The 19,753-nt window shown below is 43.3% G+C and carries 27 protein-coding genes; 21 read left to right on the top strand and 6 right to left on the bottom strand.

Annotated elements, in window-relative coordinates:
- Positions 1–84: 84 nt before the first annotated feature.
- The 7 genes from MSP8886_RS21035 to blaOXA all read left to right on the top strand — a co-directional run bounded on the left by MSP8886_RS21035 (position 85) and on the right by blaOXA (position 4,723).
- Positions 85–465, top strand: coding sequence for a VOC family protein (locus MSP8886_RS21035; RefSeq protein WP_067020843.1), 381 nt, complete (start codon positions 85–87; stop codon positions 463–465).
- A gap of 48 nt (positions 466–513) precedes the next feature.
- Entirely contained in the window at positions 514–1,299 is a 786-nt protein-coding gene (gene panB / locus MSP8886_RS21030; protein ID WP_067020840.1) for a 3-methyl-2-oxobutanoate hydroxymethyltransferase, read from the top strand.
- A gap of 25 nt (positions 1,300–1,324) precedes the next feature.
- Complete coding sequence (gene fos / locus MSP8886_RS21025) at positions 1,325–1,723, top strand: FosG/FosC2-related fosfomycin resistance glutathione transferase (RefSeq protein ID WP_067020837.1); 399 nt, start codon at positions 1,325–1,327, stop codon at positions 1,721–1,723.
- 303 nt (positions 1,724–2,026) lie between these two features.
- Positions 2,027–2,491 (top strand): sensor histidine kinase, encoded by a 465-nt coding sequence (locus MSP8886_RS21020; RefSeq protein ID WP_067020834.1) that lies wholly within the window; start codon positions 2,027–2,029, stop codon positions 2,489–2,491.
- A complete protein-coding gene (locus MSP8886_RS21015) occupies positions 2,484–3,128 on the top strand; it encodes a response regulator transcription factor (RefSeq protein WP_067020831.1) in 645 nt (214 codons plus the stop codon). The genes MSP8886_RS21020 and MSP8886_RS21015 overlap by 8 nt, the downstream gene beginning before the upstream one ends.
- An 83-nt stretch (positions 3,129–3,211) precedes the next feature.
- Positions 3,212–3,829, top strand: coding sequence for a LysE family translocator (locus tag MSP8886_RS21010; protein WP_067020828.1), 618 nt, complete (start codon positions 3,212–3,214; stop codon positions 3,827–3,829).
- Positions 3,830–3,949: 120 nt separating this feature from the next.
- Complete coding sequence (gene blaOXA / locus MSP8886_RS21005) at positions 3,950–4,723, top strand: class D beta-lactamase (protein ID WP_067020826.1); 774 nt, start codon at positions 3,950–3,952, stop codon at positions 4,721–4,723.
- 107 nt (positions 4,724–4,830) lie between these two features.
- Here blaOXA and MSP8886_RS21000 read toward each other — a convergent pair whose 3' ends face one another.
- The 3 genes from MSP8886_RS21000 to MSP8886_RS20990 form a co-directional block, all read right to left on the bottom strand.
- On the bottom strand, positions 4,831–5,811 hold the full coding sequence (locus tag MSP8886_RS21000; protein ID WP_067020824.1) for a TauD/TfdA family dioxygenase: 981 nt from the start codon (positions 5,809–5,811) through the stop codon (positions 4,831–4,833).
- Positions 5,812–5,988: 177 nt separating this feature from the next.
- Positions 5,989–7,113, bottom strand: coding sequence for a Gfo/Idh/MocA family protein (locus MSP8886_RS20995; protein WP_067020818.1), 1,125 nt, complete (start codon positions 7,111–7,113; stop codon positions 5,989–5,991).
- A 43-nt stretch (positions 7,114–7,156) separates the two neighbouring features.
- Entirely contained in the window at positions 7,157–7,879 is a 723-nt protein-coding gene (locus MSP8886_RS20990) for a GntR family transcriptional regulator (RefSeq protein WP_067020816.1), read from the bottom strand.
- A 305-nt stretch (positions 7,880–8,184) separates the two neighbouring features.
- On the opposite strand from MSP8886_RS20990, the gene MSP8886_RS20985 reads away from it, so the two are divergent.
- From MSP8886_RS20985 to rho, 14 genes are all read left to right on the top strand, one after another.
- The gene (locus tag MSP8886_RS20985; protein WP_067020812.1) at positions 8,185–9,087 is read left to right on the top strand and encodes an aldo/keto reductase; all 903 of its coding nucleotides are present in this window, start codon (positions 8,185–8,187) and stop codon (positions 9,085–9,087) included.
- A 36-nt stretch (positions 9,088–9,123) separates the two neighbouring features.
- A complete protein-coding gene (locus tag MSP8886_RS20980) occupies positions 9,124–9,678 on the top strand; it encodes a TRAP transporter small permease (protein WP_067020809.1) in 555 nt (184 codons plus the stop codon).
- Between the two features lie 47 nt (positions 9,679–9,725).
- Entirely contained in the window at positions 9,726–11,018 is a 1,293-nt protein-coding gene (locus tag MSP8886_RS20975; protein ID WP_067020806.1) for a TRAP transporter large permease, read from the top strand.
- A 33-nt stretch (positions 11,019–11,051) separates the two neighbouring features.
- Positions 11,052–12,131, top strand: a complete 1,080-nt coding sequence (locus MSP8886_RS20970; protein WP_067020803.1) for a TRAP transporter substrate-binding protein — start codon at positions 11,052–11,054, stop codon at positions 12,129–12,131.
- A gap of 110 nt (positions 12,132–12,241) precedes the next feature.
- Positions 12,242–12,364, top strand: coding sequence for a hypothetical protein (locus tag MSP8886_RS22735; protein WP_281197875.1), 123 nt, complete (start codon positions 12,242–12,244; stop codon positions 12,362–12,364).
- Positions 12,365–12,449: 85 nt separating this feature from the next.
- On the top strand, positions 12,450–12,785 hold the full coding sequence (locus MSP8886_RS20965; protein ID WP_067020800.1) for a DUF1493 family protein: 336 nt from the start codon (positions 12,450–12,452) through the stop codon (positions 12,783–12,785).
- Positions 12,785–13,267: a tetratricopeptide repeat protein gene (locus tag MSP8886_RS20960; protein ID WP_067020797.1), complete on the top strand. Its 483-nt coding sequence runs from the start codon at positions 12,785–12,787 to the stop codon at positions 13,265–13,267. The genes MSP8886_RS20965 and MSP8886_RS20960 overlap by 1 nt, the downstream gene beginning before the upstream one ends.
- A gap of 78 nt (positions 13,268–13,345) precedes the next feature.
- Positions 13,346–13,987: a glutathione S-transferase family protein gene (locus MSP8886_RS20955; protein ID WP_067020796.1), complete on the top strand. Its 642-nt coding sequence runs from the start codon at positions 13,346–13,348 to the stop codon at positions 13,985–13,987.
- A gap of 60 nt (positions 13,988–14,047) precedes the next feature.
- Positions 14,048–14,560: a GNAT family N-acetyltransferase gene (locus MSP8886_RS20950; RefSeq protein WP_067020902.1), complete on the top strand. Its 513-nt coding sequence runs from the start codon at positions 14,048–14,050 to the stop codon at positions 14,558–14,560.
- Positions 14,561–14,674: 114 nt separating this feature from the next.
- Positions 14,675–14,896, top strand: a complete 222-nt coding sequence (locus MSP8886_RS20945; RefSeq protein ID WP_067020795.1) for a penicillin-binding protein — start codon at positions 14,675–14,677, stop codon at positions 14,894–14,896.
- Positions 14,865–15,170 (top strand): hypothetical protein, encoded by a 306-nt coding sequence (locus tag MSP8886_RS20940; RefSeq protein ID WP_067020793.1) that lies wholly within the window; start codon positions 14,865–14,867, stop codon positions 15,168–15,170. The genes MSP8886_RS20945 and MSP8886_RS20940 overlap by 32 nt, the downstream gene beginning before the upstream one ends.
- A 208-nt stretch (positions 15,171–15,378) precedes the next feature.
- On the top strand, positions 15,379–16,029 hold the full coding sequence (locus MSP8886_RS20935; protein ID WP_067020790.1) for a hypothetical protein: 651 nt from the start codon (positions 15,379–15,381) through the stop codon (positions 16,027–16,029).
- A gap of 329 nt (positions 16,030–16,358) precedes the next feature.
- Positions 16,359–16,619: a hypothetical protein gene (locus MSP8886_RS20930; RefSeq protein WP_139063189.1), complete on the top strand. Its 261-nt coding sequence runs from the start codon at positions 16,359–16,361 to the stop codon at positions 16,617–16,619.
- 167 nt (positions 16,620–16,786) lie between these two features.
- Positions 16,787–17,734: a transcription termination factor Rho gene (gene rho / locus MSP8886_RS20925; RefSeq protein WP_067020784.1), complete on the top strand. Its 948-nt coding sequence runs from the start codon at positions 16,787–16,789 to the stop codon at positions 17,732–17,734.
- Positions 17,735–17,796: 62 nt separating this feature from the next.
- Here rho and MSP8886_RS20920 read toward each other — a convergent pair whose 3' ends face one another.
- From MSP8886_RS20920 to MSP8886_RS22195, 3 genes are all read right to left on the bottom strand, one after another.
- Entirely contained in the window at positions 17,797–18,261 is a 465-nt protein-coding gene (locus MSP8886_RS20920; RefSeq protein ID WP_067020781.1) for a bactofilin family protein, read from the bottom strand.
- A complete protein-coding gene (locus MSP8886_RS22015; protein ID WP_083201081.1) occupies positions 18,165–19,115 on the bottom strand; it encodes a peptidoglycan DD-metalloendopeptidase family protein in 951 nt (316 codons plus the stop codon). Before MSP8886_RS22015 ends, MSP8886_RS20920 begins: the two co-directional genes overlap by 97 nt.
- Positions 19,116–19,429: 314 nt before the next feature.
- A complete protein-coding gene (locus MSP8886_RS22195; protein WP_139063188.1) occupies positions 19,430–19,582 on the bottom strand; it encodes a DEAD/DEAH box helicase in 153 nt (50 codons plus the stop codon).
- Positions 19,583–19,753 lie beyond the last annotated feature (171 nt).

Here is a 19,753-nt window from a genome sequence, read left to right as displayed (position 1 = left end):
CACTGTCATCTTTTTTATATTGATCTGTGTGTTATTAGAGGCTAGCCTCGTGGGAGTTACTATGTCGATGCACTTGGAGGAACAGTGGAACTTAATCAGGTCACTTTACCGGTTAGCAATATGGCAGACGCCGTGCAGTTTTATCTAAAACTGGGCTTTACGCAAATAGTTGATGCCCCTCAATATGCTCGTTTTTCTTGTCCAGATGGGGCTTCAACATTTTCTCTTTCTCTTGAAAGTGATACATTTGAAAATCATTCGGTGATCTATTTTGAGCATAAAGCCCTTGATGAGCTGTGTGAGGACCTAGCGCAAAAAGGGATTGTCTTTGAACAAGCACCAACAGAACAACCTTACCTTTGGAAAGAGGCGATCATTAAAGATCCGTCTGGTAATAAAATTAAGTTGTATTGGGCGGGGGAGAACCGTTTAAACCCACCATGGAAAGTAGAAAAACGCGCTTAACAAACCTTGGTGTTAGTTTCTTAGCAACAAAAATAGGAGAAGAAAACAATGAAAATGAATCCGCAAGATTTTGTAGCAATGAAGGGAACGAAGCCTATCCCCATGCTAACTGCTTATACTTGCCCGGTTGCCAGAAGTCTTGAGGAAGCTGGGATTCCGGTGATTCTTGTTGGTGACACCGTGGGGATGGTTGAAATGGGCTTTGATAGCACCCGTGAGGTCACTATAGAACATATGGAATATCACATCGGGGCAGTACGTCGCGGTGCGAAGCAAACCCATATAATAGGAGACCTACCTTATGGCACAGATATTGATCCGGAAACCGCCTTCTCCAACGCTCAGCGGCTTATCCAGGCGGGGGCAGATAGCGTGAAACTGGAAGGCGCTAATGTCCAAGTTATCCAGCACTTAGTGAAGCACAATATTCCGGTGGTCGGGCATACTGGATTGCTCCCCCAAACGGCCAAAAATTTCAAGCAAGTTGGCCAGTCTAGCGAGGAAGCGAAGAAAATCATCAATGAAGCTCAAGCGATTGAGAATGCCGGGGCGTTTATGGTAGTGCTTGAGCATATCCCTTATGCGCTAGCAGGTGAGATCACCGAGGCATTGTCTATTCCTACCATCGGTATCGGTGCGGGCCCTGATACCGATGGACAAGTTTTGGTCATTAACGATGCTCTGGGGCTTGGTGATTATTGGCCGCCATTTTCGAAGCAGTATGCTTATGTCAGCAAGACCGTTTCGAAAGTGGCGAAGGAGTTTGCCGGTGAAGTTGAGTCAATGACATTTCCGAGCAATATCATTCCGCTCACAGGAACCAACGGACGTTAATAAGCGCATGTTGTTGGAGTAAACCGTGATTCTAGGCCTTAATCATATCACCATCGCAGTGAGTGACTTGGAACGTTCTCTAGGGTTTTATCGAGATACTTTAGGCTTTACTGCTCATGTTAAGTGGGACAATGGGGCGTACTTGTCGGTAGGTGAACTTTGGTTCTGTCTTTCTTGTGATGAACCTTGCCCTAAAAGCGATTACACCCATGTCGCCTTTGATATCGCTCCTAACGAATTTCAAGCCTTTACAAAACGCATCGTTTCGCAAGGTGTCGACGTCTGGAAAGAAAACAAAAGTGAAGGGCAGTCGTTGTATATTTTAGACCCTGATGGTCACAAATTAGAGTTACACTCAGGCTCACTCAAAAGCAGGTTAGAAGCTCTGACAACAAAGCCATATAGCGGACTTGTTTGGCTGTAAATAGAAAAGCTTTTAAGGTCAATTCCGTTTATTAAAAAGGCCAAGTGTTGCTAAAAACTAGCAAACACTTGGCCTTTTTGTATGACGCTTATAACGTTATTTTATTTCTAATTCGAGTTTGGTGCCGCGTTTTAGTAAAAACAGCATAATGCATACTCCCAAGGTTAACCAACATAGGCCTAAGGTAATAGCATCTTCATCAGGCTAACACGGGACATTCATGATGGGGTTGGCCAAGGGCTGTCTACACTTAAGCTGTTAATCAACCTCAATGCGTCTAAGTTGGAGTCCAATTTGGGGGAGATGCTTAAGTCTGAAGTCGCCAATACCTCGAATACATTGAAATCCGTCATTCGTAATCTAAAACCTATAGAGGTTATGTCAGGCTCACCGACGCAAGCCATTATCAGTTTGGCACAGCATAACTGCAGTTTGGCTGGCATAACTCTCAAAATATTTTCGAAAGATGAAGTTACTTTGAGTCAAGAGGGCGCTTATCAGGTGTATCGTATTGGACAAGAAGCCTTGAATAATGCGATTAAACACAGTAGTGCACAAGAAATTACCTTATCGTTTCGCGTAACAGGCAATATCTATCGAGTGCAGATAACGGATGATGGTAAAGGTATGGAAGAGGAGACAGCGGAAGACAGTTATGGTATGAACTCGATGAACGAGCGAAGTATGATTCTTGGGGCAAGTTTAAGTGTTGACAGCCAAGGTTCCAATGGAACCACTATATTGTTAGAGGTGCCAATTCATGATTAATGCGGTTGTGGTGGATGATCATGTGATGTTTCAGCAGGGCGTTAAAGCCTTGTTGGAAGAGTCTCAGCAAATTAGTGTGGTCGATACGGCTACCAATGTCATTGATGCTGAGCGAATCATCATGGGGAAAAAACCTGATGTTTGTGTGTTGGATATTTCCTTAACACAGGGGAATGGTTTGGAGCTTGCCGAGCGCCTACGTTCTCGTGGTTATCAAGGTGCCATCGTTATGCTGACCATGCATACTGAGCTGAGTATTTTTAAGCGTGCCTCGTCTATCGCTAAGATTGACGGTTATGTGCTTAAGCTGGATGCCTCTGAAGATCTGGTAAAGGCCATCATGGGGGCTATGAGCGGAAAGCGTTTTGTCAGCCCCGCGATTGCTCAAGAAATGGCCTGGCAGGATGGTCAAAATAATCTAGATGAAAGCCCGCTTAGCACGCGTGAAATCGAAGTGCTTACCTTGGTCGCTGAAGGACACGGCAGTGAAGCCATCGCGTCACGATTAAAACTAAGTAAGCGTACGGTGGATAATCATAGGGCGAATATTCGTAAAAAACTGGGTTTAACCAACTCAGCGGAGTTAACACGTTATGCCATTGAGCAGGGGTTACTGCTTAACCTAAATGTCCGCTAAGCCAAGAGATACATATAGTGATATTGTCTAGGTTTGGTGTTAGTGTTCTTGCTAGCTTATACTTTACAAGAAGGATACAGTCGATGATATCTTTTGGGTTTTTACTGACTTCGCTAGTTGTCGTGTTGATCCCTGGGACAGGTGTTTTATACACTGTTGCTACGGGTCTATTTTCTGGGAAGCGTGCGAGTTTCTTTGCGGCATTTGGCTGTACTTTAGGTATTATTCCGGCTTTGTTAGCGAGTAGTTGCGGGCTTGCGGCTCTTTTTCACACGAGTGTTGTTGCTTTTCAAGTTGTTAAGTATGCGGGGGCGGCCTATCTTCTTTATTTAGCATGGCAAATGTGGCGTTCTTCTTCTCCTTTAAGCCTCTCTAAGCAACAGTCAAACAAACAGTATTCGAGCCTTGTCATCAAAGGTTTCCTGTTAAATATCTTAAACCCTAAACTGTCCATTTTCTTTTTAGCTTTCCTTCCGCAGTTTATTCCTAGCAGTGTAGAAAACCCTTTGAACAGTATGCTTTTACTTGGGGCTGTATTTATGCTAATGACCTTTGTTGTGTTTGTTATATATGGCTTTTTATCCGGTTTGTTTAGTGCCTATATCATAAAATCTGAGAAGGCCAGTATTATGATTCAACGCATTTTTGCCACAAGCTTTGCGGCACTTGCCCTCAAGCTAGTATTTAGCGAGCGAACATAATAAGCATTCTGTTAGAAGAGATAGCTTGGTCTTTATAAGAGCTGGCTAAGCTTAAAGAAGCCCTAGCATTGTCTAGAAAACTGCTTACAACAGCATGCTACGTCGAGTAAGGATCAAGGAATGAATAAATTACTATTGCTCATCTTTTTTATTGCCACCAATGTTTTTGCCCAAGAGGGAGACGAAGACCTTAAAGCAGTATTTGCGGATTCTCAAGTTGAGGGAACGGTTGTTATTGAAAACCTAGACGGCTCAAAAAGGTATGTTTATAACCAATCTCGGGCCCATACCAAGCTTGCTGTTGCCTCAACGTTTAAAATTCCCAATACGCTAATAGGGGTAGACGAACATCTCGTAACAGGGAAATCCAGTGTTTTCGAGTGGGATGGGAAAGAACATGACATTAAGGCATGGAACCAAAACCAAACACTGGCTTCTGCTTTCCAAGTATCCTGTGTGTGGTGTTATCAAGATATAGCGAAAAAAGTCGGCGCAGAAAAATATAAAGCCTACATCAAAGCGATGCATTACGGTGCTTTGCCAGACCAGTTTGATGTACAAACTTTCTGGCTAGACGGTACGCTAAAGCTGACGGCGTACGAACAAGTTAATTTTTTAAAGCGCTTATATCATCATGAGCTGACTTTCAGTGATAACGCCTTCCATGTTCTAAAAGACATTATGCTGGCTGAGAAAACGGAAAACTACTCAATGTACGCCAAAAGTGGCTGGGCGCGACGAGTAGAAAGCCCTGTCGGTTGGTATGTTGGCTATGTTGAGAGCCGTTCTGGTGTTTGGTTTTTCGCTACCAATTTAGCGGTTAAGGATGCAAAACATTTAAGCCTAAGAAAGGCCATGACCGTTCGTGCTTTAAGGCATGTCGGGGCTATTTAGCGTTATTCTTACCGATGGAGGGGCGAAAAGACCTTTGCTTGGTGTTGCTCGTGACATCGTGCAAAGGTCTCTGGTTAATCAAATCCTGTCTACTATGGCGTTAGTATTTACTTGCAGGCAATCGAGACGAGAATGCGTCGCTCTCCTTCGAATGGTTGACGAGCATGCAGTACAGTATGATTATTCACCCAGAGTACATCCCCTGCTTGCCATTTAAAGTTAACGCAGCTTTCGTCCATTTCGGTCATTAGTTGTTGCAAAACAGCTTCCTCCATGACATCGCCGTTGGCGGTGGACACCGCCTTTTTACCTTCGTTTCGGGCATCATTCCAACCGGTATAAACCGCGACGATGGAGTTAAAGAAGACTTTTTGTTGTGTTTCTTCATCAAAGCGAATGGCTTTTAAGATCGCTGTTTCTGTTTTCAAATTACCGTTTTCAAGCCATTCCCAGCTCATGCCCGCTTCGCGCATTTTTTCTTCGGCTTGCTCTCGGGTTTTGACATTGAAGGTTTCTTTCCACGAGCGACCAATTGCAGAATTGTTATCCGTTTGGTCAGGCATAACACGAATATAGCGTACGCCTTGCTCTGCAATTTTTTGCGCAAAATCTTCATCGATTTCGAAAAACTTCTGACAGATCTCACCTGAATGAAGTAGGGAGGTCGCCCCACCTTTGTTAGCGGGTGTTTCACAATAAAAGAAAATATAACCCGGTGGAGTGGGGACTTGTGCCATCTCATGATGAAAGGGAATGGTTTCAGAAGCGGGCGATTCATTGGCGGTGACAATACGCGATGCCGTTACTTTTTCTCGTGGGGCAGCGCCACCCACATAGGGCATATTTTCATAGTCCGTCTGGTTGAGCATGTCTTCAAAAGATTGTGACGAGTCAACAGGAAAGCCTCTAAACAGGATAGCGCCGTGCTTAATGAGTAAATCATGAAGTTCCGCTTTATTTTCAGACACCCAGTCTAGAAAGCTTGGTTCATCCTTTTGGACATCATGATTAGGCGGTGTGACAAGCAATGGAAAGTCGAGACCGTTTACCTGCTTTTGTTCTGCCAGTTTGGAAATTACCACACTCATAAGCTACTCCCGAAAATTTTATTATTATTGGATCTGATACACCATATAAAGTGAATCAATAGTGTATCAATTTGTCTGTTCACTTTAATCTTCTGCTTTTAAAAAGTAAATCAATAGTGAATGAATTTTTCTTATCGTGACAAATGTATCCAGCTTACCTATTGATTTAAAAGCTTTTTAAGAAAAGTGAAAACCATCATCCGTTAGCTTGACTGATTGGCCTGTTTGGGCGGAATGCTGTGCGGCTAAACCGATGACCACCGCTCGAAGTCCATCTTCAATGGAGACATCGACGGCCGCTCCTTCGGTAATCGCTTTGAAAAATCCCAGATGCTGATAAAACGTTGAACCATTATGGTCGCCAGCGGCAAGTAACCTATCATCCACTGGAATATCTTTTTCAATGGGGCCTTTGGGGGAGCGTGGACTCAGTACGACCTTTGGCACGGGAGCGGGGCCCAGTGTTTCGCTTGGCCAAAAACGCCCAGGGCCTGGAACAAAGCACTCCAATTTGGCTTTTGGACCAATGGCGCAGATTTCTTCTTGGTAGCGAGAGCCTTCAGCAAACATATTGAGATCTAAAGAAGCCCGTTGACCGCTTGCAAAATCGACGATAACAAAGGCGTTGTCGATAATATCGGGCGTCATACCGTCGTAGCGCTCGTCGAGGTGGTTGCAATCTTGTCCTGTAGAAGCATAGATACGTTTGGCTTCTGACCTTGTCAGCAAGCGCATTAAATCAAAAAAGTGGCAGCATTTTTCAACTAATGTACCTCCCGTTTTTTCGTTAAAACGGTTCCAATCGTTTACTTTTTCTAGGAAGGGAAAGCGATGCTCACGGATGTTGAGCATTTTCATCTCACCAATATCGCCATCCTGTATTTGCTGGCGGAACAGACTGACAGGGGGCATGTAGCGATATTCCATGGCAACCCAAATAGGGGCAGGGTGTTTGGCGGCAGCGGCTCGGATGTTGGCGACTTGTTCTAAGCTTGTTACCACGGGTTTTTCCACTAAGATGGGTAACGCTGTTTTACTAAACAATTCCAATAACTGGTTAGCATGCTGGTAGTTTGGTGTGGTAATGACAATGGCTTCTAACCCCAGATCAGCATTTAGCATATCATCCAGTGTTTGGAAGTAGTGGGCGTCTGGCACTAACTCAGCACAACGACGTTGCATGGTTGGGTCCGGTTCGGTGATGGCGATGACGTCTGCGCCATCAATAAGAGCAAGGTTGCGTAAATGTTCTTGGCCCATCATTCCGCAGCCGAGCATGCCGTATCTTACTGATTTACTCATGTTTAACCTCTTATTTTTATTCGTGAGCGGTGGTTAGAAATGACTAGTGCCATCGTGCTATGTATCTGGCTTTTTCAGGGTGATACCAAGTGAATGAAAACTCTTCAATATTGCCTTCGTTGGACCAACTTCTACGTTGCACTCTTGGCAACACAGTCTCAGGGTCGAGTCCCAGTCCTTGCGTTACCCATTCAGATGGGCAGATACAATCAATTTCGTCTTCTACTCGACTAATCCAAAAGGAAAAATTTTCGCGATAATGGAGATATAAGGATTCGTGTAGGTCTGATGCTTGTAGGGATTTGGCATGGGCGTGACGGAACCAAATTTGTTCCATGGCAACCAATTGACGGTTTAAATAGCGCTCACGTTTGATACACCAAAGTTGATGGGGCTCGTCCTCTTTTAGGGCCAGTTGCTTGGACACGTAGTCGTTGTCATCAACAGAAACACTCAGGGTACTTGCCGTCGGAATGCCGCCACCTTCACGTAATTCAAGGTGGAAGAACTGGTAAATGGCTTGTCCATCAGGGGCGCGTTTTACATAGTTTCCTGACCCTTGGCGACGTTCAAGCAAGCCATCTTCTTCCAATTTTGCTAGAGACTTTCTCAAGGTGCCAACGGCAACGCCAAGCTTTGTAGCGAGTTCTGCTTCAATCGGCAGCTTGTCACCTGGAAGCCAATGGCCGGCGGCAATTTCTCGGTGTAGGAGCTCACTGATTTGAATGTATATCGGTAATTGCTTTGCTGTGTTGTTGTTTTTCACTTACTCACCCAATTTACTGAAAATAGCGATCTTTATTATATAAGTCAGCATGCTCTGTGTAAGTTGAAATGTCCGATACCTCTCGGACAGAACCTTAACTTCATCAATAGTAAAGAGTTTTTACGTTAAATTCATTCACTATTGATTTACATCAAGAGCATACACTGATAGTGTGAATATACAACTAATTGAGACGTCTTCCGAAACTGTGGACGATCTAGATTAGGGCAATAATAAAAATAAATGAGTCAGAATCGTTTAGGACGAATCTGGCTACTAAGCGCGTTAGTCGGGAGTAACAATTAATGGAAAAGTTGCGAGTTGGTCAGTCTGATCTGCAGTTTAGTCGTTTGGTATACGGTGTATGGCGTTTGTCTGATGCGGCGGATACATCTCATACCCATATCCGAGAGAAAGTGGATGCTTGTCTTGATCAAGGCATAACAACGTTCGATCATGCCGATATTTATGGCGATTATGAGTGTGAGCGGCTGTTTGGACAGATATTAGAAAAAGATTCTTCGCTACGTTCCCGAATGGAGCTCATTTCCAAGTGTGATATTGCGCTTTTGTCAGACAAATTCCCTAGTCGTCGCGTCAAATACTACGATACCAGCGCTCACTATATTGAAAAGAGCGTTGAGCAAAGCTTAAAAAACCTCCATACCGATTATTTAGATCTCCTATTGATCCATCGACCTGATCCTTTCATGAATGCCACTGAAACAGGCCATGCTCTTGATGCTCTTATTGATAGCGGTAAGGTTCGCGCGGTTGGGGTGTCAAATTTTTCCGTTTGGGATTGGCGATTATTGCAAGCCAATATGAGGCATTCCCTTGTGGCAAACCAAGTGGAAATGAGTTTGTTGCATCGTGATGAGTTTACCAATGGCAACCTTTCCGCCATGCAAATAGACGGTATGACACCGATGGCTTGGTCACCTCTTGCTGGTGGTGGGCTGTTTAGTTCGTCACCAGGAACACAACGTTTAGCCCCCATTTTTGAGCGCATGGCTGACATGCAAGACTGTACCGTGGATCAAATCGCACTCGCTTGGTTGTTAGCACACCCAGCTTGCATTATTCCAGTGGTCGGAACGAACAATTTGGATCGCATCAAAGCCTTATCCCATGTCTCAAATATAGACATAGATCGTGAAACTTGGTTTGAGTTATGGACGGCCGCTGCGGGTCAGGAAGTGCCTTAATCACAATAAAAACAGCCCTTAAAAGGGGAACGCACGATGATAGTGATAAAAATATTGGTGACCGTTTTAGCTCGCATCAATGAGTGGACCAGCTGTATTGGCAGACAAATCGCTTGGGTTTTGGTTAGCGCGATGTTTGGCATAATCTTGCTTCAGGTGTTTTTTCGTTACGTTCTAAATAACGCACTGCCTTGGCCTGAAGAGGCGGCCCGAGCTTTGATGATCTGGATGATGGCGATGGTGGCGGGAGAGGCTTATCGAAGAGGGTCCTTTGTCGCCATTGATATGTTTGTGCATGCCTTGCCAGAAAAAGCATCCAGCCTACTTAAACTCTTTTTGTTTGTTGTATCCGGTATTGTGTTATTAAAGCTCAGCTTTTTAGGCGTGGATTTTTTTGAGCGGGGTTTTAGGGTGAGAGCGGCTTCAATGCCTATTGCTCGTGCATGGATTTATCTGGCTATGCCGGTTTGTTTTGCGACCATGCTGCTCGCTAACATTGAACTTTGTCTAAGGGAGCTTGGATGTTTAATGGGTTATAAAAAAGACTTTGAACTGCATTTTTTATCCTCAGAAAACGTTAGTGCAGAATAGTTTAAATACAGAGCGTTACTTAAAAAAATAAAAAAGAGAGAGTCAGTATGCTAGCCCTGTTTTTACCTTTATTTTTAGTACTATTGTTAATCGGCATGCCTGTTTTTTTTGCCATGCTGGTAGCACCCGGTTTTATGTTGTTTTCTACTGGAATGGAGCGAGATATCTCTCTGCTGTTCCGCAATATCTATAATGGTATTGATTCTTTTCCTTTAATGGCGATTCCCTTTTTTATGCTCGCAGGCGAGATCATGAATCGAGGGGGAATCACTTATAATCTTGTGCAATTTTCTCAATCATTTATTGGGCATGTCCGAGGTGGCTTGGCCCATGTCAATATTATGTCGAGTATGTTGTTTGCTGGCTTGTCCGGTTCAGCGGTGGCCGATACGTCAGCCATTGGTTCCATGATGATCCCCGCCATGCAGAAGAATGGCTATTCTCGTAAGTTTGCTGCGGCCATCACAGCGGCTTCCTCCGTCATTGGGCCCATTATTCCGCCCTCTGGCATCATGATTATTTATGCTTATACCATGCAGGTGTCTGTCGCATCGTTATTTGCCGCCGGTATTGTGCCAGGGATTTTGATTGGCCTTTCTTTGATGCTTATGGTGGCCTTAATGGCGAAAAAGTACAATTTTCCAGCCGCTGGTGCGAAAGCCAGTTGGCCTGAGCGTGCAACGGCAACACGTAAGGCTATTTTTCCGCTTATGGCACCAGTCATTATTTTAGGTGGGATTATTGGTGGTTTATTTACCCCGACGGAAGCGTCCGCCATTGCAACTGCCTATGCGCTGATTATCAGTGTTTGGGTGATGAAAACAGTCAAGCTAAAAGATTTACCTGCAATTTTTGTCAAAGGGGCTCAGTCATCGGCGGTGGTTTTATTACTGGTCGGCGCAGCGATTGCCTTTAAAACCGTGGTCAGCTTGTCGCACAGTGCGGAAATTTTAGCCAACTGGGTGTTGTCTTTGAGTAGCAACCCACTCATTCTGCTATTTCTGATCAACGTGTTGTTGTTTATTGTCGGCATGTTTTTAGACGCAGGACCGGCCATTATTATTTTAGGGCCGATTCTCGCTCCGATCTTTATTCACCTTGGCGTCGATCCCATCCATTTTGCCATTATCATGAGTGTTAACTTGACCGTTGGCTTAGCAACCCCGCCAATGGGCTTGGTGTTATTTGTTGCTTCCAGTGTCTCAGGTGAGCGAGTAGAAACCATTTCACGAGCTATTTTACCGTTCTTGGCGGTTGAGATCGCCATTATATTCTTAATAACGTTTTTCCCTTCCATATCCATGACCGTGCCAAGACTACTTGGTTTGGTCGCTGGATAGTGCTATCAAGCAAACAATACAGAGGACTTGTCAATGTTACCTAGAATAAAAATAAATCATGTGATTGCCTCCGCTCTGATCGGCGTGTGTGTCATGCTGGGTGGAATTCAACAAGCATATGCCGCAGAGTTTAATCTTCGAGCTGTCTCTAACGCCAATGAAAGTGATGAGGATTACGATGGCTTAATGGTCTTTAAGGATTATGTGGAGTCCCATTCAAATGGGAAAATTGGCGTGGATATTTACATGGGCTCTCAGCTTTGTAGTAACGGTGTTGAGTGCCTTGAAGCGCTAGAGTCCGGATCGATCGATATCTATATCTCGACATCTGGCGGCGCGGCATCTATGTTCCCATATATTCAAGTGTTGGATTTGCCTTATATCTTGCCAAATGACCGTGTGGCTGAAACCGTATTTAGAACGGGCGATTTTACTCGAGCGTTGCGTCAGCAAATTTTGCAAGACTCTGGTCATTCAGTTCGTCTAATGACAATAGGGAACACAGGCGGCTGGCGTAATTTTGCGAATACCAAACATACGGTGAAAACACCTGCCGATTTAAAAGGCATGAAAATACGTACGATTGTTGCCGATCTACCACAGCAACTGGTTCGCGCGATGGGAGCAAGCCCAACACCGATTCCATGGGGCGATCTCTTTACTTCTTTGCAAACCGGTGTAGTGGATGGTTCCAAAAATGGCATTACCGATATAATGGGAATGAAATTTACCGATGCGGGTTTGAAATACTTAACGCTTGATGGGCATGCTTATATGGCGGCGCTTTGGTTTATGAACAATGATGTGTTTGAGAAAATGCCAAAAGACCTGCGTAAAGTCGTGGTGGATGGTTTTTATAATTTGCAGCAAGCGACCTTTGCTTCGCCAAAACGGAAATCCATTCAAGCCTATAAAGACTTTAAGAAAGCTGGTGGTGAAGTTTATGTCCCAACGCCTGCGGAAAAAGCTCAGTTTAAAGAAGCCGCTAAGCCTGTTTATGCTTGGTTTGAGAAGAACGTGAAAAACGGTGACAAGTGGTATAACTTGCTAAACAACGCCGCCATTAAAGCCGAGAAGCAGGTTAATACGGATGATGCAAAAGATCTGAAATAACAAGCCATCTTCGTAAGGCTGGCTGATAGAAGACAACAGGGAGGTTTGTCTTTTATCTGTCCGTTCTTATGTTATCTTCCTTTCATCTCTTGGCGTAATTCAGGTAATAATTGGCCTTGAATCACTTGCCTGCGTTGAATTATTTGTTGGGCGTCATAGCATATTATGAAGTGGGTATGCCGATGTGTGGTAACTCTGCCGTCGCCATTGCCCCTAAAAACGGCGCACTGTAGTGGCAGATATTGTCAGTATAATATATAAGTCTCAGTCCACGTATAATCGGATTGTCGATAAGTCTGATCGGTTGGTTGAGTAGTGATGATGGATATTTTTAATCGTTTAGCCAATATGATTGAGACTGAAACGGGTTACTCAAAACAAAAGGTCTCAAGAGAAACTCGTCTTTATCAAGATATTCGCATCGATGGTGATGATGTTGAATCGTTCCTATATAAGTACTCCGAGCTGTTTGATGTGGATATGAGTCGCTTTGAGTTTGATTGCTATTTTAATAGTGAAGGCTTTGATTCTATTGCTATCATAAAGTCTATTTTTTGCTTTGGTCGTCGCCCAAAACTTGATGATATTACCGTCGAAATGCTAGAGCGTTATGCGGTTTCACATAAATGGGGCAGTGAGGTTGGTGAATCTTGATGGAATCGGTTTTAGAAGAAGCGATAGCACTGCGTCAGTCTGGTCAATACGAAGAGTCCAGAAGGCGGCTTAATACCTTGTTATACAATGAAGATTGTAAGGCAAAGGCGCATCTACAGATTGCTTGGTCCTATGACAATGAAGGTAGGGAGCATGAGGCCATTGTCCACTATGAATCGGCATTGTCTGGCTTGCTCTCAAAGCAAGAGCGTTTCGATGCGCTGTTTGGGTTAGCGAGTACTCTTAGAAGCATTGGCTCTTATAAGGAGGCTCTTCACTACTTTGAGTTAACGCTTGCTGAGTATCCCAATGAGATTGAAGCCAAACCTTTTTATGCTATGTGTTTGTATAACCTAGGTCGTCATAAAGAAGCCACTGCATTATTGCTTGAGTTGTTGGTATCGACGACGAATCATGAGTCAATCAAAGCCTACCAACAAGCCATAATTTTGTATGCAAAGGATTTAGACAAACGCTGGTAGGGTATACCTTGTTTCGTTTATTCTAGGGGGTTTTATGTGAGCCTCTATTGGCTACCTGCTAAATCAAAGGAGTCTTTTGTGAAAATCTATGGTAGAACGACGTCATTTAATGTTCAAAAAGTCCTTTGGTTTTTGGAAGAGCTTGGCGTTACCTATGAGCATATTGAGCTAGGTGGGCGTTTTGGCGGACTTGAATCTGACACTTTTGTCTCATTGAATCCGATGAAAAAAGTCCCTGTCTTAATTGATGGTGATAAAGTTATTTGGGAGTCGCACACGGTTTTGCGTTACCTTGCGGCAACTTATGGTACTGACGACTGGTATTCGGACGATGCCTATCAGCGTTCGCTATATGAACGTTGGATGGATTGGTCTCATGTGCTTTTTCAACCGGCTTTTATGGCGATGTTCTGGGGCTATTATCGAATGCCTGCCAATAAACGCAACATGCCTGAAGTGAATGATGCTCTACAAAAATGCCTGACGTGCCTAGCAACATTAGATGCCGTACTCGCTTACTCCACATACGTTGCTGGTGAAACCATGACTCTGGGCGACATTTGCGCGGGTTCCATTATTTATCGGCTCATTTCCCAAGGACTAGATGTGCCGCTTCCCCAACATGTTGCACATTGGTATGAGAGGTTAAAAATGCACCCTGGTTATCAAAAATGGATCATGAGCGATTTTACTGAGCTGAAAGGTCGAGAAGATTTTTAATCTCTTGTTAAGATAAGGAAATACGGTAGAGAAGAGTTTGCAGGTAAATGATGAATGTCCATGACTGATAAAAGCGTTTCAAAGGTCTCATTGATCAGCATTGAGTCGACATCACGACGTGTACTGGAGAACTTATTCCATTACTATGTGTATGACATGTCTGAATTCATGGGATGGGCGCCAAATGATCAGGGGCAGTTTCCATTCCGGTTGTCTCAGTTTGATGTTTACTGGCAAAGAGAAGATCATTTTCCATATTTTATCTATGTAGAGGGGGAATTAGCGGGTTTTGCCCTGGTACGCAAATATCCTGCTAATAGGTCTGTCTACGATATTGAGCAGTTCTTTGTGTTACGCAAATTTAAAGGGCAGGGCGTTGGTAAGCAAGTTCTTGAACTGATTCTCAAATCCTACCCAGGGAAGTGGCAAATTCGTGTTTTAAAAGAAAATACAGGTGCGCTTCATTTTTGGAAGTCTGCAGTGTCTCGTATTGTGGGCAGTGACTATCGCCTCTGCGAAGATATCGATGTGGATTTGACGATGCATTTTGTTCGCTTTCAAGTGTCGACCTAACCTAAATAGTCAAATAAGCTGTTTTGAATGATAAAATGCTGGGTAAATGTGTTTAAAAACCTAAATAATTTTATGGTAATCAAATTAAAACTTTATTTTTGAATGGAACTTACAATGAGTGAAGAAGATCAACAAGCTATATTGGAAGCACTGAAGATTGCTTTTACCTACATGCCACAAGCGATAGAAGTGAATAAGTATGAGTACGGTGATCGTTATCAGTTGGTACTTCAACATGTCGAAACGGTGAGGGAAACTTTGCTAATTAATGGTATCGATCCTGATGAAGTTGATGGCGAAGTAAATGGCGATATTGCCCCAAATTCAAGCTATTAAAGATGGGGTAGCGTGTTTTATAAGTCTACAACCATTTTGGGCACAGCGTCTGGAAACTTTTGGTGTGGCTCCTGTGACTTTACCACGTGAAACCTTAACCTCATCAGCCTTAACGAAGGTAATAACTGTAGCGGCCAGTACTGAGATACGTGAAAGGGCTCTTACTGTGGCGACGATTATGCAAAACGAAAATGGCGTGGACACTGCCATCAAAGCGTTACGGAGTTTTGGACTGTCGCCGGCGAGATTAGGCCGCATCGACAAAGACAACTAAGACAGTTTGGGAAATTACATTGAATATTGAATAGAAGGTTAATAAGCAAGTTTCGGCGGATGAGTTTATAAACTTACTTAAGCGCTCAACACTAGGGCACGCAGACTGATTGAAAATATTAAATGTATGTTGGAAAAATAAATAGGATTGGATTTATTTATCTAATTTAAATTATAGTCTCTTAATATTCTGAATTATAGGAAGTAGCATGGGATATGATATTACATTTCATTCAATATCTAAGAATGAACTAAAACAGTTTTTCTTCGACATCATAATAGACCCTTCGTGTGCAGAAGCAAGAAGCAAATCTATTCCTGCATCGGAAGAAAAACAGAAGGCAATGTATGAACATCTCTACAAAGATAATCTAGTGCCATGGGGGGAGTTGGTAAGACAAGGAAAGGGAGAGACTATGGGAGATATTTCACCAAGTTTCTCAATGGCAGCAGCTGCAATATCTGGATATCTACACCCGTACCACTACTCAAGAAATTTTTCTCTTTCGCTCATCTCAGACAAATTTCCTGAGGTCAGAGGCTACTTCACCAGCTTAACTAATGTAGATGGTAGTCCACTGGTTGGTCTTTCCGATAGCGATAATGGTCTGATATCCTCAAATTACTGTAGTAGTGGAGTTTCAGATAAGCCGTCTAGCATCCTAGAATTTATCAAAAATAATGAAGAGTCGCTAATAACCGAATATGGTAGTGATGAAATATCAGCAATCAAATGTTGTCTTGATTACTGTATCAGTAATGATCTTTTGTTTATTGAAGCAGCAGAAATTGTATTTCCGCTAGGGGATGAGTGTTTTTCAGATATTGACAATCTGAGAGCATATTTTCTGAATCAATAGGGTTGGAGTCATGGATATTATCTAATTAAAAAAATGGTCTTTTCATGAATCAATGAAACCGACCCGATTCATCCGAAAAGTGTTCCTGTCATTAATGAGATATGCATCTTAAGAAAACAGTATGTTTAACTTGGGGTCCTGTTGTTATGATTGCAAACAGTGGGGCTTCAATAAACCTTATGAGTGAATCAGAATAGATAATGTCAAAGCCATGATTTTGAGGCTAATTGGCTGATCGACAATGGCAAGTGCTGGGGAAGGTATGAAGTATTATCTGTCGCCAAGTGGTGAGCTTGGTATGATGGCCCCTGTTGTCTGGCAGCAAAAAAATGGACTCTGACTTCCTAGCGATCTCTAGCTCAGATGGTAGTGTTTCTATTACTGCCAATACGTTCGGCAAAAACGGCGGACATTTCGAAGCGTTTGCCGAGTATCGTTTCAGTTCACTACAAGACTTATACATCTCTCAAAGCGACGTCTCTCCAATTAAATGCGATGTCTTGCGTGAATGTGAATATGAAAGTACACGCCAGAATGAGGCAGGGCACTCTTATTATTGCAGCAGTTCAGGTTGGAAACGTCTTTGTTAGCATTGCTGCGATCACTCATTGCAAGGACTATAACGAAAACAAATTATTAAAGTTGGGGTAGCGTGTTTTATAAGTCTATAGATTCATCAGTTCATCTCAAAAATACTTCGTCATAAGACGATAAACAGATCCATTCACTTTGTTACCCAAGGCGATCCATCGATATTATGGCGAGAAAAATATTAAGTTTGAAAGGTAAAAGACAGGCAGACGCAGGTCCGATTGACGACGTGGTCGAGGATCAATTTCCTAATGATCCAGAGAAGCGTTTTTTCAATGGTGTTGTTGTTCATCCTTCTCCTTGTCTTCATTTAGCGTCTGGTTCTAAGCAGCGCACTGTGCGAGCGATGGATTTGATTACGCCAATTGGTATGGGGCAGCGCGGGTTGATTGTCGCGCCACCGGGATCCGGCAAAACGACGATGTTAAAACACATCTGTCAGGCGGTGGCAGCAGCTTACCCTGAGATCAAGCTGTATGCCTTGCTGATTGATGAGCGTCCTGAAGAAGTAACGGATTTTAAACGCAGTGTGTCGGCAGAAGTGCATGCGTCGTCTTCGGACGAAAACTACACCCAGCATGTTCGTGTGGCAGATAAACTGCTCGAAACGGCTCGTAAGCAAGCTGGTGAAGGCAAGGATGTGATGATAGTTATTGACTCGCTGACAAGGCTCTCTCGCATACACAACGCAGAGCAGCGAGGTAATGGCCGAACCATGTCGGGTGGGCTAGATAGCCGAGCGTTGGAAATACCGCGTAAACTGTTTGGCGCGGCAAGAAAGATTGAAAATGGTGGATCGTTGACCATTTTAGCTACCGTGCTGGTGGAAACGGGAAGCCGCATGGATCAGGTGATTTTCGAAGAGTTTAAAGGTACGGGGAATATGGAGATCGTATTATCCCGTGAAGTGGTGAATCAACGGATTTTCCCTGCAATCGATATTGCTAAAAGTAGTACCCGTCGTGAAGAGCTGCTGATTGATGCAAAAGATATTGAAAAGGTGCGAACCTTGCGACGTGCATTGACTCATCTTACGCCATTAGAAGGCGCTCAGAAGTTAGTGGCCTTATTGGAAAAGTACCCAACAAATGCCGAACTCTTGGATGCATTATGACTTCCATGAATCCTAGCGGTGTTATCATTTCTAGATTACTAGCCTCATCCTGATTAATGCTATTAAGAGCTAGGGTTATTGCTAATTAGGGAAACCTTTTTATCGATACCCTTGGTTTCTTGCTTGGGAAGTACTTTTTTATCGATATCGTTCGCTTCTTGTTTTGACGTAGGCTTTTTATTCGGTTTAGTTTGGCCGACAAATTTACCGCCAGTTTCGATGCTTAAGTTGTCACTGTAGATTGTGCCTGTGACATAACCACTGCTTAAAATTTCAACGTAATTCGCGTAGCAGGTGCCGTCAAAGTGACCATTGATAATCAGTCGGTCCGTAGTGATTTCTCCTGATACATTGCCAGATGCGCTGATTTTAATTTGATTAATGACCTCTATTTGGCCTTCGACATGTCCATCAATTTGTAGTTGATTAGCTACTTTAATGTTACCGTTGATTGTGCAACCCTCTGCGATGAGAGTTGTAGTTGCTGACTGACTCTTAACTCTATTTTTCCCACCAAAGATTCCCATCTCACACCCCTTGTGCTATTAAAAATGCTATCAAAATTATTGACGTTCCAAGCTAAAAAAGGCTTGGGATTTAATGATCGCCCAACAAATCGTATTTCATAATGAAGGTGTGGCCCAGAAGAAAGGCCACTGCTTCCTGAATAACCAATTAAATCGCCTTTACTCACGAAATCCCCTCTTTTCACTGCGAATTTACTTAAGTGAGAATAGGAACTTGAAAAACCGTAAGAATGCTGTAGACGAAGAAAGTTACCAGACCCTTTATTTCCTGGTCGTATTACTTCTACTGTTCCGTCCGCAGGGGCATAAACCGGCGTGCCTGTATTCACTGCAAAATCTTGTCCACGGTGAAAGGTTATTTTCCTTGTGATCGGATGGACTCGCTTTCCATAGCCTGAAGAAATTCTAGCACTTTTTACGGGGGATCCACTGGGTATTTGCGTCAGCATTGCTACCCGTATTGATGAGGTGATGGCAGCGGTATCCAAACGAGACTCTAGCCCAGCTTTGCTGTCACTATCCATGCCCAGGGTTTTTTCTAGATCATCTAGCCGGTCTGTAACCAATTGCATTGTTTCTTCTCGTTCCGATAATTCCTGTTCTAAGTTTGTTTTTAATGTTGTTAGCGAGGTGACTTCTTTATTGAGATAGGAGGACTTATCCTCTAATTCACGCAGCTTAAGTTTAGAAAATTCTGCATCGTTAATTAAATAGTAGATGACACCGGCCGTGAAGAGAAGGCCAATAAAAATCAAATAGCTCATGAGCTTGAAGGTGTGACGGCTTCTTTTCCCGAAGCTGAAATGCTTGCTTCCATGAATTGAAGAAATGGAGATGGTAATATTGTCTTTCATCGTCTTATTTATTGGCCAACATCAAAATATAGTATTGTGAGAGGTAACATAATAACTGTCTTTGTTCGGCTTTCTAAGCGAAAATTTCAATAATATCCGTTAGGCCAGACATTTAGAGTAAGCGCGGTAAATTAATATCTGTCAGATTATAGAAAAGAAGTGCTTATAACTGATGTTATTGGATCACTCTGTCAGCTTCGCCCAAGAGGATGACTTTTAGCCCATCAAAATGCAGCACATGATGATGAGCTAAATCGAGTAGTTTGCCCAGAGTAGCTACTATACTAGGAGGTCTACCTTCAATTAGGTATGTGCTATTTTTGAAGGTTGGTATCTACACCACCATACACGGCGATAGAGGTTAAGTTCGCGTACTTAGCGTATAGAGCAATGCAGGCTTCGACTTGAATTGCTAACTCACGAAGTGGTGCGAGAATTAGCACACGTACATGTTTGCGGCATAACATTTCTGCTTTACTGTATCGCTTGCTTCAGGTGCACTCACTGATCCTAAGTCCTGAGCCATATAGCAATGAGAACATTAAGTGATCCCGTTCATTCAAGCAGCTTAGTATTTTCTGAATGTCGTTAGGTGCTAAAACAATGGGTAAGCGCCGACCTTGTTTAGCATGCTGAAA

The organism is Marinomonas spartinae (assembly GCF_900089775.1).
Lineage (GTDB): Bacteria > Pseudomonadota > Gammaproteobacteria > Pseudomonadales > Marinomonadaceae > Marinomonas > Marinomonas spartinae.
This window is presented reverse-complemented; position numbering and strand designations above follow the sequence as displayed.